The organism is Bradyrhizobium sp. P5_C11_2, from assembly GCF_054049755.1.
On record NZ_JBFULT010000205.1, the window covers coordinates 1 to 11,979 of the forward strand.

Consider the following 11,979-nt stretch of genomic DNA (forward strand, 5'->3'; position numbering starts at 1 on the left):
ACGCTGCATTAAGGCGGCCAAACTAGATTGCGCAGCACCTGTTGCGTGATCAGAGTTTGCGATGTCCCAGGCTGGCCCGATCCTGTTTGTGTCCAATGCCGAGCGGCCGGCCTTCATTGCGGCGCTGGACGAGGCGCGGCTGTTTCCCGTCGTCGACAGCGATTGGGCCAGCGCCGCGCGCGCTGTCGAGCAGGTGCAGCCGGCCGCGGTTCTTGCCGCGGCGAATGGCGGACATGAGCCGCATATGGCGTCGCTCGCGAACAAGATCGCCGATCAATTGCCCTACCTTCCCTTCGTGGCGCTCGATGCGGCGGGTATGCTGCCTCAGAACGCCCTGCCCTTTTCCTCGCGCAGCGGCAATCCGGACCGCCTGGTCGCACGGTTGCGCGCTGCGCTCCGGGTGCGCACCCTGCATGCCACGGTGCTGCGCCGGCTGCCGGAGGTGAAGGTCGCGCTGCCGGAGGCCGATCCCGCGCGCGATGCCACCGTGCTCCTGATCGGCCGCGGCGCGGCCTATCCCGCACTCTCCGTCGCGCTCGGTGAACGCGTCGGCGTCGTCGGCGCGCTCTCGATCGAGGCCGCCGCAAAACATCTCAACACCCGCGACATCGACGGCGTCGTGCTCGCCGAAGGTTTTACCGCGCGCGTCGCCGACGCCTTTCTCACGGTGCTCGCCGAGGACACCCGCTTCCGCAGCCTGCCCGTGATCCTCACCGCACACCAGCTCACGCAAAGCTACGACCTGCCCAATCTCGAGCTGATCCCGGGCGAGCCGGCGAAAGTCGCCGCCAATGCGCTGCCCCTGATCCGCCAGCACGCGATGGAAGCGCAACTGAGCCGCACGTTGCGCTCGATCGACGCCGGCGGCTGGCTCGATCCGCGCAGCGGGCTCCTGACCACGGAAGCCTTCGCCCGCGATTTTTCCAAGGCGGTCGAGCAGACGCTCGCCCGCGGCGGCGGCCTGTCGGTGGCGCGCTTCGCCTTCGATCCCGGCAATCCCCGCGCGCAGCTCGACGCCGCGCGGATCCTGAGCCGCCTGATGCGGCAGATGGACTTTGGCACAGCCCAGAAGGACGGTTCGGTGATCGTCGTGTTCGCCGAGACCGACTTCCGCACCGCGCACATGATCGCCCGCCGCCTGTCCGCGGTGATGCGCCACACCTCGAACGGCAAGCACGAGATGCGCAGCGATCCCGTCGTCAGCGTGGATTCGCTGTCGCCGTCGGATACGGCGCGGTCGCTGCTCGGGCGGCTGTCAGCCGATGCGTCCCGCGCAGCATCTTAGATGCCCGCGCCTACGGCTTGTAGCGAAGCGCACCGATGAGTGCGGCCAAGGCCGGTGGCGTCTGCCGCCGGCTGGGATGATAGAGGTAATAGCCGGGGAAGGTCGGGCACCATCTCTCCAGAATTCGCTTGAGCCGCCCGGCCCGGACGTCCGCCGCCACCTCATCCGCGTAGACATACGCAATGCCTTGCCCCGCCAGGGCGGCCTCGCGAGTCAGATCGGCGTTGTTGAACACGAGCGGCCCCTCGACGCGAACCTCGAACGGCCGCCCCCTCTCTTCAAAGTCCCAGGCGTAAAGCCCACCCGTTCTGACGTGCCGGTAGTTGATGCAACGATGGCCGGCGAGCTCGCGGGGCGTCCTGGGCGCGGGATGGTCTGCGAAATACGAGGGGGCGCCGACCACGGCCATCCGGATGTCTGGTCCGATGCGGACGGCGATCATGTCCTTCTCGACGATGTCGCCAAATCGGATGCCGGCGTCGATGCGCTCCGCGACGATGTCGGTCAGATTGTCATCGACGATCATGTCCACGCGGATATCGGGATGTGCCGCAAGAAAACGCGGCAGGACCGGCATCACGACGGATGAGACCGCGTGCTTGGTTGCCGTGACGCGGACGGTGCCGGACGGCTTGCCGCGCAGAGCGCCGACCGCGTTTACGCCCGAGGAGATTTCGTCCAGCGCGGGACGCAGCGAACGCAGCAGCGTCTCGCCCGCCTCTGTCGTCGACACCGAGCGCGTGGTCCGCGACAGCAGCCGCACCCCGAGCCGCTCCTCCAGGGCCTTCATGGCATGGCTCAGCGCCGATTGCGACATGCCGAGCTCGGCCGCCGCGCGGGTGAAACTGCCCTGCTCCGCGACCACGGCAAAGGCGGCGAGGTCATAGAGATCGTCTCGCTTCATTCATGCACCGCATACATAAGCTTATGTGGATTATAGCGACTAATCGGAATCGACAACCAGGGTTATCTGGCTGTGTGCGGGCCCTGGCCTCTGGTCTGCTCGATAGTCCGTAGGAGCAAAATGCATGAAGCTTATAGTGAACAACCGCGAGGTCACGATCGATGCCGATCCTGCGATGCCCCTGCTCTGGGCGCTGCGCGACGTCATCGGGCTGACGGGAACCAAGTTCGGCTGCGGCGCCGCCCAGTGCGGCGCCTGCACGGTGCATATGAATGGCGAGGCCATTCGTTCCTGCATCACGCCCGTCTCCGACGCCGAGGGCAAAAAGCTCACCACCATCGAGGCGGCGACCGACGGGACCGATCGCATCGGTGCCGCCGTGCATGCAGCCTGGGTCAAGCACGACGTGGCGCAGTGCGGCTACTGCCAGAGCGGCCAGATCATGAGCGCCATTGCCTTCCTCAAATCGCTGCCCCGCGGCCAGCAACCCACCGCCGACAGCATCGACGAGGCCATGGCCGGCAACATCTGCCGCTGCGGCACCTATGTCCGCATCCGCGCCGCCGTGGCGGACGCCGCCCGCACGCTCGCCTGAAGGAGCCGCCATGTTGCCCAACATCGACTACAGTGAACTGCCGCGCGCGCTCCAGCACATGCTGGAACGGGGGCAGACCGTGAAGACGCTGCCGCGCCGCAGCTTCCTGAAACTCGCCGGCGCCACCGGGCTGGCGCTCGGCGCCTTTCCGCATATCGCGATGGGCGCGACGACCGGTGGTGGTAACGCCGCCAGCGCCCTCAAGCCGACGCAGCAGCCGTCAGCCTTCGTCCAGATCGCCGGCAACGGTGAAGTCACTGTGACCATCAATCGACTGGAATTCGGACAGGGCGTCCACACCGCCTTGCCGATGATCCTGGCGGAGGAGCTCGACGCCGACTGGAGCCTGGTGCGCAGCCGGCACGGCACCAACGATCCAGCCTACGCCGATCCGCTGTTCGGCATTCACCTCACCGGCGGCTCCCATTCGATCAAGAACAGTTTTTCGCAGTATCGCGAACTCGGCGCACGCGCACGGGCCATGCTGCTCGGCGCCGCCGCCGCGCGCTGGAAGGTGGACGTGGCCACCCTGCGCACGCAGGCCGGTACGGTGCTTGGCCCCGGCGGCCGCAAGCTCGGCTACGGCGAACTGGCCGCGGCCGCCATGGCGCAGCCTGTGCCTGAGAAGGTTGTGCTGAAGGATCCAAAGGACTTTCGCATCATCGGCCGCCCCACGCCGCGCCTGGATGCGCGGGCCAAGAGCAGCGGACGACAGGATTTCGGCATCGATACGCACCTGCCCGGCCAGTTGACCGCCGTCGTGGCGCGTCCGCCGGTGTTCGGGGCACGCTTGGCCGCGCTGGATGACAGCGCGGCGCGCGCCGTCAAGGGCGTCAAGGCCGTGCTGCGCGTGCCGCTGGATGGCGGCGCCGAAGGCGTCGCGGTGGTCGCCGACGGATACTGGCAAGCCACGCAGGGCCGCGACGCGCTGAAGCTGAGCTGGGACACCGCGAAGGTGGAGAAGGTCGACAGCGAACGGCAGCTCGCCCAGTACCGCGAGCTGGCGAGCCGCCCCGGCCCGCGCAAGTTCGACGCCGATATGGCGCCGCTCGCCACAGCGCCCCGGCAGTTGGAAGCCGAGTTCGTCTTCCCCTACCTCGCCCACGCGGCAATGGAGCCCCTAAACTGCACTGTTGCCCTCAGCGAGGGCCGCGCCGAGCTGTGGGTCGGCAGCCAGTGTGCCGGACTGGACGCGGGCGCGGCGGCGCGTGTGCTCAACCTCAAGCCCGAGCAGGTGACTGTGAATGTGCAAATGGCCGGCGGTGGCTTCGGCCGGCGCTTCTCCAGCACGAGCGACACCGTGGTCGAGGCCTGCGAGATCGCGAAGGCCGCGCGTGCCGCCGGGCTGAACGCACCGGTGCGCACGCTGTGGAGCCGCGAGGATGACATGCGGGGCGGCTTTTACCGTCCCATGCACCTGCACCGCGCCCGCATCGGCTTCGACGAGCGCGGCAACATTCTGGCCTGGGACCACGTCATTGTCGGTCAGTCCATCACCACGGGCTCCGTGTTCGAGCAGTTCCAGGTCAAGAACGGCATCGACGGCACCGCGACGGAAGGCATGCGCGAGCCCTACCCGCTGCCGATGCGCCTGACCGTGCATCATCCCAAGCTCAACGTGCCGGTGCTGTGGTGGCGCAGCGTAGGCTCCACCCACACCGCCTTCGTGATGGAGACCCTGCTCGACGAGATCGCCCGCGCAACGCAGCAGGATCCGGTCGCCTATCGCATGCGGATGTTCGGCGACAAGCATCTGCGCCACAGGGACGCGCTGCAACTGGCGGTGGAGAAGAGCGGCTACGGCAAGACGCGCTTGGCCGAGGGCCGGGCCTGGGGCGTGGCCGTGCACGAGTCCTTCGATTCCGTGGTGGCCTATGTGGTGGAAGCCTTGGTGAAAGACGGYCGGCCGGTGCTCCACCGCGTGACGGCAGGCGTGCATTGTAATCTGGCCGTGAACCCACGCACCGTGGAGGCCCAGGTGCAGGGCGCTGCAGTCACCGGTCTCTCCATGTGCCTGCCGGGCTCCGCCATCACGCTCAAGGACGGCGTCGTCGAACAGAGCAACTTTGACGGCTACACCGTCGCGCGGATCACCGACATGCCCGAGTTCGATGTCCACATCGTGCCCAGCGCCGAGCCGCCCACGGGCATGGGCGAGCCCGGCCTGCCGCCTCTGGCACCGGCGTTCGCCAATGCCATCGCTCGGCTGACCGGCAAGCCGCTGCGTCAGTTGCCGTTCAAACTGGCCTGACCGGCAGGCCGCCGTTTTCCGAGTATCGGCATCGTCAATGAATAGAGAGATGACGTCATGACACCAGAGGCGAACAAGGCAGTGATGATCCGTTTCACGGAGTTCATCAACTCCGCCAGCGAGACTCTGGCCGCGGAGCTCATTTCTCCAGATGCGATCTTCCATGTCCCCGGACGCAGCGAGCCGATGCGAGGCCCAGCGGGCTACCTCGCAATCATCCAAATGATGCGCGGCGGCTTCCCGGATATTCAATGGACGCTCGAGGAGATGGTCGCCGAAGGTGACAAGGTGGCTGCTCGCTTCACCATGCGAGGCACGCACCTTGGCACCTTCTTCGGCACCTCATCGACTGGGAAGACGATCGCGGTCCAGGCCCTGAACATCTATCGCCTCTCTCACGGACAGATCATCGAAGAAACCGGCCAACCCGATCTGCTCGGACTGCTTCAGCAAATAGGTGCGGTCCCTGCGAACTAGCGGCCGACCGGCAGGCCGCGGCACGGCGCCCTTTCGACATCGAGAACAGGAATAAACATGAGCAAGGTCTGGTTCATCACGGGTGCCGGAAGCGGCATCGGCGCGGCAACCGTCAAGGCGGCATTGAAGGCCGGCGATCGCGTCGTTGCGACTGGCCGCAACCTCGACAAGCTCCGCAATGCCCTGAACGACGTCGCGGGCGACAATCTCGCATTCGTCCCATTGGACGTCGCCGACGAGGCACAGGCGAAGCCTGCTGTCGACGCGGCGATCAAGGCGTTCGGGCGCGTCGACGTTCTCGTCAACAATGCCGGCTACAGCCTGCTCGGCAATTTCGAGGAGTTGAGCACGGCCGAAATCGAGCGGCTGATCGCGACCAATTTCTACGGCGTGATGTACGTGATGCGTGCGGTACTTCCGGTGATGCGCAAGCAGAGATCCGGCCGGATCATCAATATCAGCTCCCTCGCGGGTATCGTCGGCTTCAAGCATTGCGGGGCCTACAGCGCTGCAAAATTCGCGGTCGAAGGCCTGTCGGCATCGGTGGCCCACGAGGTCGAGCCGTTCGGTATCAGGATCGTGGCGGTCGAACCTGGTTTCTTCCGGACGGACCTCCTCGATGCGCACAACGCCAAATATGCCGGCAGCACGATCGAGGACTACGCCGCGGAAGGCACCGCCGAAAACATGTGGTCAGGCTATCACGGCGCCCAGCAGGGTGACCCGGCCAGGCTCGGTGACATCCTGGTCAAAATCGCCGGCATGGACAATCCGCCCGGGCAGTTCGTCGCCGGCAGCGACGCGCTCGCAGTGGTCCACCCGGCCCTCGAAGCTCGCCTTGCGGAATTGCGAGCTTACGTGGACCTGTCCAGGTCGACAGACGGCTCGTTCTGAGGTCACGCCGCCTTCTTGCTCTGCGCGAGCTGCGCCAGCTGCCGCATGATCTCGGTGGTGCCGGCGAGCCGCTCTTCCGGCGTCTCCCAGTCCTGGAAGAACACCACCTTCATGTCGGGCCGCACCTTCGCGGCCTGGCCGTGGCTGCGGATGAACGTGACCAGGCGGTCGGGATGCGCAAAGGAGTTGTCGCGGAAGGCGATGACGGCGCCCTTCGGACCGGCATCGATCTTCCCGACATTGGCCTGGCGGCAGAACGCCTTGATCGCGGCGACCTTGAACAGATAGCGGACCTCGTCCGGCAGCACGCCGAAACGGTCGCGCATCTCGGCGCCGAAATTCTCGATCTCTTCCTCGCTGTCGAGATCGGCGAGCCGCCGGTACAGCGACAGCCGTACCGAGAGATCGCCGACATAGTCCTCCGGGATCAGCACGGGCATGCCGATCGTGATGGTCGGCGACCAGCGGTCGGCCGCGGGCTCGGACACGCCGGCCTTGAGGTTGACGATCGCCTCTTCCAGCATCGACTGGTAGAGCTCGAAGCCGACCTCCTTGATGTGGCCGGACTGCTGCTCGCCGAGGATATTGCCGGCACCGCGGATGTCGAGGTCGTGCGAGGCGAGCTGGAAGCCTGCGCCGAGCGTCTCCAGCGATTGCAGCACGGTGAGCCGGCGCTCGGCCTGCGCCGTGATCTTCTGCTGCGCCGGCAATGTGAACAGCGCATAGGCGCGCAGCTTGGAGCGGCCGACACGGCCGCGGAGCTGGTAGAGCTGGGCGAGGCCGAACATGTCGGCGCGATGCACGATCAGCGTGTTGGCATTGGGAATGTCGAGGCCGGATTCGACGATGGTGGTCGACAGCAGGATGTCGAACTTGCCGTCGTAGAACGCGGTCATGATGTCCTCGATCACGGCGGGCGGCATCTGCCCGTGCGCGACCGCGACCTTCATCTCCGGCACGTTCTTGTCGAGGAAATCCTTGACCTCGGCGAGATCGTCGATGCGCGGCACCACGTAGAACGCCTGTCCGCCGCGATAGCGCTCGCGCAGCAGCGCCTCGCGGATCATCAGCAGATCATGCGGGGCGACGAAGGTGCGGACCGCAAGGCGATCGACCGGGGGCGAGGCAATGATCGAGAGCTCGCGGACACCGGTGAGGGCCAGCTGCAAGGTCCGCGGGATCGGCGTCGCCGACAGCGTCAGCACATGCACCTCGGCCCGGAGCGCCTTCAGCCGCTCCTTGTGGCTGACGCCGAAATGCTGCTCCTCGTCGACGATCAGGAGGCCAAGGTCGCGGAACTTGATCGCCTTGCCGAGCAGCGCATGGGTGCCGACGACGATGTCGACGGAGCCGTCGCCGAGCCCCTTCTTGACCTCGTTGAGCTGCTTGGTCGGGACCAGGCGCGAGGCCTGCGCGACCTGCACGGGAAAGCCCTTGAAGCGCTCGGTAAACGTCCTGTGGTGCTGGCGCGCGAGCAGCGTGGTCGGCACCACGACCGCGACCTGCTTGCCGTCGAGCGCCACCGCAAACGCGGCGCGCAGGGCCACCTCGGTCTTGCCGAAGCCGACGTCGCCGCAGATCAGCCGGTCCATCGGACGGCCCTTTTCGAGATCCTTCAGCGTGGATTCGATGGCCCCTAGCTGGTCCTCGGTCTCGTCATAGGGGAAGCGTGCGCAGAACTCGTCATAGACGCCCGGCTGCACCGGCAGCTTTGGCGCCTCGTGCAACTGCCGCTCGGCGGCGATCTTGATCAGTTCGCCCGCGATCTCGCGGATGCGGTTCTTCAGTTTTGCTTTTCGGGTCTGCCAGCCCGAGCCGCCGAGGCGGTCGAGCTCGACCGTGGTCTGGTCGGAGCCGTAGCGCGACAGCAGCTCGATGTTCTCGACCGGCAGGAACAGCTTTGCATCGGCGGCATAATGCAGCTCGAGACAATCATGCGGCGCGCCGGCGACGTCGAGGGTCTGGAGGCCGATGAAGCGGCCGATGCCGTGGTCGGCGTGGACGACGATGTCGCCGGCCGCCAGACTCGTGATCTCCGAGATGAAATTGTCGAGCTTGCGGCTCGCCTTGCGCGGCCGCACCAGGCGGTCGCCCAGGATGTCCTGCTCGCTGATGAGCGCGATCTCGTCGGTCTCGAAGCCGCTTTCGAGGCCGAGCACGGCCAGCATGGTCTCATTGCGCGGGGTCGCCTGCACCGTCCGCCAGCTGTTGACGCTGGTGGTGTGGGTCAGCTTGTGGTCGCGCAGCATCGAGGTCATGCGGTCGCGCGACCCCTCGCTCCACAGCGCGATCACGACCTTCTTGCGCTGGGCGTGCAAAGCCATCACATGCGCGACCACGGACTCGAACACGTTGACGGCGGTGTCGTTGCGCTCGGGCGCGAAGTCGCGGCCCTTGCGCGCGCCGGCATCGACGATGGTGGCGCCATCGGCAGGCACCGAAAACTGCGTCAGCCGCGCCAGCGGCACATCGGCGAGCCGCTTGCCCCACTCGTCCTCGGTCAGATAGAGCCGGTCCGGCGGCAGGGGCTTGTAGATGGCGCCGCCGCCGGGATGCTCCATCGCATCGCGGCGGGCTTCGTAATAATCCTGGATCTGCTTGAAGCGCTCGCGGACGGCGTCCTCGGCCTGCGGCTCGATCGCCACGGCTGCGCCCTGCAGATAGTCGAACAGCGTGTCCATCCGGTCCTGGAACAGCGGCAGCCAGTGCTCCATGCCGGGATGGCGGCGGCCCTCGCTGACGGCCTCGTAGAGCGCATCGTCGCGCTCGGGCGCGCCGAATTCGGCGACATAACCCATGCGGAAGCGGCGGATGGTGTCGGTGACGAGCTGGAATTCCGAGATCGGAACCAGGTCGAGCGAGCGCATGTCGAGCAGCGTGCGCTGGGTCTCGGCATCGAAGGAGCGGATCGATTCCAGGCTGTCGCCGAAGAAGTCGAAGCGGACGGGCTGGTCGAGGCCAGCCGGAAACAGATCGAGGATGCCGCCGCGCACAGCATATTCGCCGGGCTCGCGCACGGTCGAGGAGCGGTTGTAGCCGTTGTGCTCGAGCCAGGCGACGATGGTGTCCATCGGCACGACGTTGCCGGGCGCAACCGACAGCGCCTGCGCCGCGACCAGATCGCGCGAGGGCACGCGCTGCACGATTGCATTCACCGACGTCAGCACGATCAGCGGCTTGTCGCTGCCGGCGAGCGAGGCGAGCCGCGCCAGCGTGGTCAGGCGCTGGGCGAGAACCCCGCCATGCGGCGACACGCGGTCATAGGGCTGACAGTCCCAGGCCGGGAACTGGAGCACCGGCAGATCGGGCGCGAAGAATTGCAGCGCGCGCTCGAGCTGCTGCATGCGCGGACCGTCGCGGCAGATCACAGTGAGGCTGACCGCCGGCTTCTTCGGCCGCGCCGCGATGGCGCGGGCGAGATCGGAGATGACGAGGCCCTCGGCGCCTTCGGCGACGTTGGCAAGCGTCAGCGCGCGGCCCGGCGTGAGCAGCTCGGCCGGCGACTTCAACGGCTGTTTCATGCGTTGCGGTCCGCGATCGGAAACGACTTGATACGGTCAAACAGCGCGCCGGTGACGTCGGCCGCCAGCACCTTGTCGCCGGTGATGGCGGCGTAGAGGTCGGGATCGTTGACCTCGAGCAGGCGCTCGAGCTCGGCCAGCTCGGCATCGGACAGGTTGCCGATCTCGGCATCGGCGAAGCGGCCGAGAATCAGGTCCATCTCGCGCGTGCCGCGGTGCCAGCAGCGGAACAGAAGCCGCTTGCGGCGGTCGTCCAGGCCGCTGCTCGATCGTGTCGTTCCCGTCATGTCTCAAATCCAGTCAAACGCCAAAAGCCCGGACGTGCCGGGCCGGCGTGATATAGCCACTCGAACCGCCCGTGTCAGCCCTTTGTTGGGGCAATTGTTTGAGACCGTCATTGCCGGGCTTGACCCGGCAATCCATCGTCATTGAAAGATGGATGCGCGGGTCCCTGCTCCGCCAAAGGCTTCGCCGGGCTTTCGACCTCGGGCCGGCGAAGCCTTGGCGAAGACGGCAAGCCCGCGCATGACGAATGTTGCAAGAATGCGCCCCAGCCTGCTCAATCCGCTGTTTGCTGCCGTGACCAGCCTTGCCGGCGTCGGTCCGAGGCAGGACAAGCTGCTGCGCTATCTGCTCAGCCGCGATGAGACGCCGCGGCTGGTCGACCTGCTGCTGCATCTGCCGAGCCAGGTCATCGACCGCCGCGCACGGCCGAAGATCCGCGATGCCGTCCAGGGAACCATGGTCACGCTGGAGGTCACCGTCGACCGCCACCGCCCGCCGCCGCCGCGCAACGCGCGCGCGCCCTATCTGGTCTATGCCAGCGACGACACCGGCGACGTCGTGCTGACCTTCTTTCGCGCCAAGCCCGGCTATGTCGAGAAGCTGCTGCCGATGGGCGAGAAGCGGTTCGTCTCCGGCACGCTCCAGATGTATGACGGCATCCCGCAGATCGTGCATCCCGACCGCGTGCTCGACGAGGAGGCCATCGCCAAGCTCTCTGGCATCGATCCCGTCTATCCCTTGACGGAAGGGCTGGCGCTCGGCTCGCTCCGCCGCGCGGTCGCGCAGGCGCTGCAAAAGCTGCCGGCCTTGCCGGAATGGATCAGCCCCGAGGTGCTGCGCCGCTGCAATTTCCCGCCGATCGCCGAGGCGCTCACCCGCGTGCATCAGCCGGTCGAGCTCACGGACATCCTGCCCGAAAAACCCTACTGGTCGCGCCTCGCCTTTGACGAACTGCTCGCCGGCCAGCTCGCGCTCGCCCTGATCCGCGCCCAGTTGCGCCGCCCGGCCGGCGTGCGCAATGCCGGTGACGGGCACCTGCGCAGCAGGATCATCGACGCCCTGCCCTATGCGCTGACGCCGTCCCAGCGCAGCGCCGCGGCAGCCATCGCCGACGATCTGCAACAGCCGGTGCGCATGCTGCGGCTGCTCCAGGGCGATGTCGGCTCCGGCAAGACCGTGGTGGCACTGCTGGCCGCCGCAGCGGTGGCCGAAGTCGGCAAGCAGGCCGCGCTGATGGCCCCGACCGAAATTCTGGCGCGCCAGCACATCAAGACCATCGCGCCGCTTGCCGAGCCCGCCGGGATACGGGTCGAGATCCTCACCGGCCGCGAAAAGGGCAAGGAGCGGCGCGAGCTCCTCGCACGGCTCGCCGAGGGCGAGATCGACCTGCTCGTCGGCACCCACGCGCTGATCCAGGACGACGTGACCTTCAACGATCTCGCGCTCGCCATCGTCGACGAGCAGCACCGCTTCGGCGTGCGCGAGCGGCTGGCGCTGACCTCGAAGGGCGAGGCCGTCGACGTGCTGGTGCTGAGCGCAACCCCGATCCCGCGCACGCTGGTGCTGACCTATTTCGGCGACATGGATGTGTCCGAGCTGCGCGAAAAGCCGGCCGGCCGCCAGCCGATCGAAACCCGCACCATTTCGATGAGCCGCCTCGACGAGGTCACGGAGAGCGTCGGCCGCGCGCTGCAGGCGGGCAAGCTGGTCTACTGGATCTGCCCGCTGGTCGAGGAATCCGAGGCCGAAGGCACCGAGCACCTCACC

At 67.0% G+C, this 11,979-nt stretch carries 8 protein-coding genes and 1 pseudogene; 6 read left to right on the top strand and 3 right to left on the bottom strand.

Annotated features, from left to right (window positions below):
• The first annotated feature begins 61 nt into the window (after positions 1–61).
• Positions 62–1,285 carry a GGDEF domain-containing protein gene (locus ACXJL8_RS19820; RefSeq protein ID WP_456618954.1) on the top strand — a complete coding sequence of 408 codons (1,224 nt, stop codon included), beginning with the start codon at positions 62–64 and terminating at the stop codon, positions 1,283–1,285.
• 10 nt (positions 1,286–1,295) lie between these two features.
• Here the strand turns inward: ACXJL8_RS19820 and ACXJL8_RS19825 are convergent, their stop codons facing one another.
• Positions 1,296–2,189: a LysR family transcriptional regulator gene (locus ACXJL8_RS19825; RefSeq protein WP_456618953.1), complete on the bottom strand. Its 894-nt coding sequence runs from the start codon at positions 2,187–2,189 to the stop codon at positions 1,296–1,298.
• Positions 2,190–2,313: 124 nt separating this feature from the next.
• On the opposite strand from ACXJL8_RS19825, the gene ACXJL8_RS19830 reads away from it, so the two are divergent.
• The 4 genes from ACXJL8_RS19830 to ACXJL8_RS19845 are packed head-to-tail and all read left to right on the top strand — an operon-like array spanning position 2,314 to position 6,406.
• On the top strand, positions 2,314–2,784 hold the full coding sequence (locus ACXJL8_RS19830; protein WP_456618952.1) for a (2Fe-2S)-binding protein: 471 nt from the start codon (positions 2,314–2,316) through the stop codon (positions 2,782–2,784).
• A gap of 10 nt (positions 2,785–2,794) precedes the next feature.
• Positions 2,795–5,035 (top strand): molybdopterin cofactor-binding domain-containing protein, encoded by a 2,241-nt coding sequence (locus ACXJL8_RS19835; RefSeq protein ID WP_456618951.1) that lies wholly within the window; start codon positions 2,795–2,797, stop codon positions 5,033–5,035.
• A gap of 57 nt (positions 5,036–5,092) precedes the next feature.
• Complete coding sequence (locus ACXJL8_RS19840) at positions 5,093–5,512, top strand: ester cyclase (protein ID WP_456618950.1); 420 nt, start codon at positions 5,093–5,095, stop codon at positions 5,510–5,512.
• Positions 5,513–5,569: 57 nt separating this feature from the next.
• Complete coding sequence (locus tag ACXJL8_RS19845; protein WP_456618949.1) at positions 5,570–6,406, top strand: SDR family oxidoreductase; 837 nt, start codon at positions 5,570–5,572, stop codon at positions 6,404–6,406.
• A gap of 2 nt (positions 6,407–6,408) precedes the next feature.
• On the opposite strand, the gene mfd is transcribed toward ACXJL8_RS19845, so the two are convergent.
• Together mfd and ACXJL8_RS19855 are read right to left on the bottom strand one after the other, a co-directional pair.
• Positions 6,409–9,927 (bottom strand): transcription-repair coupling factor, encoded by a 3,519-nt coding sequence (gene mfd / locus ACXJL8_RS19850; RefSeq protein WP_456618948.1) that lies wholly within the window; start codon positions 9,925–9,927, stop codon positions 6,409–6,411.
• A gap of 80 nt (positions 9,928–10,007) precedes the next feature.
• Positions 10,008–10,214, bottom strand: a pseudogene (locus tag ACXJL8_RS19855) (FAD assembly factor SdhE); the annotation flags it as partial.
• A 256-nt stretch (positions 10,215–10,470) separates the two neighbouring features.
• On the opposite strand from ACXJL8_RS19855, the gene ACXJL8_RS19860 reads away from it, so the two are divergent.
• The coding region (locus ACXJL8_RS19860; RefSeq protein WP_456685437.1) for an ATP-dependent DNA helicase RecG at positions 10,471–11,979 on the top strand (1,509 nt) is incomplete at its 3' end.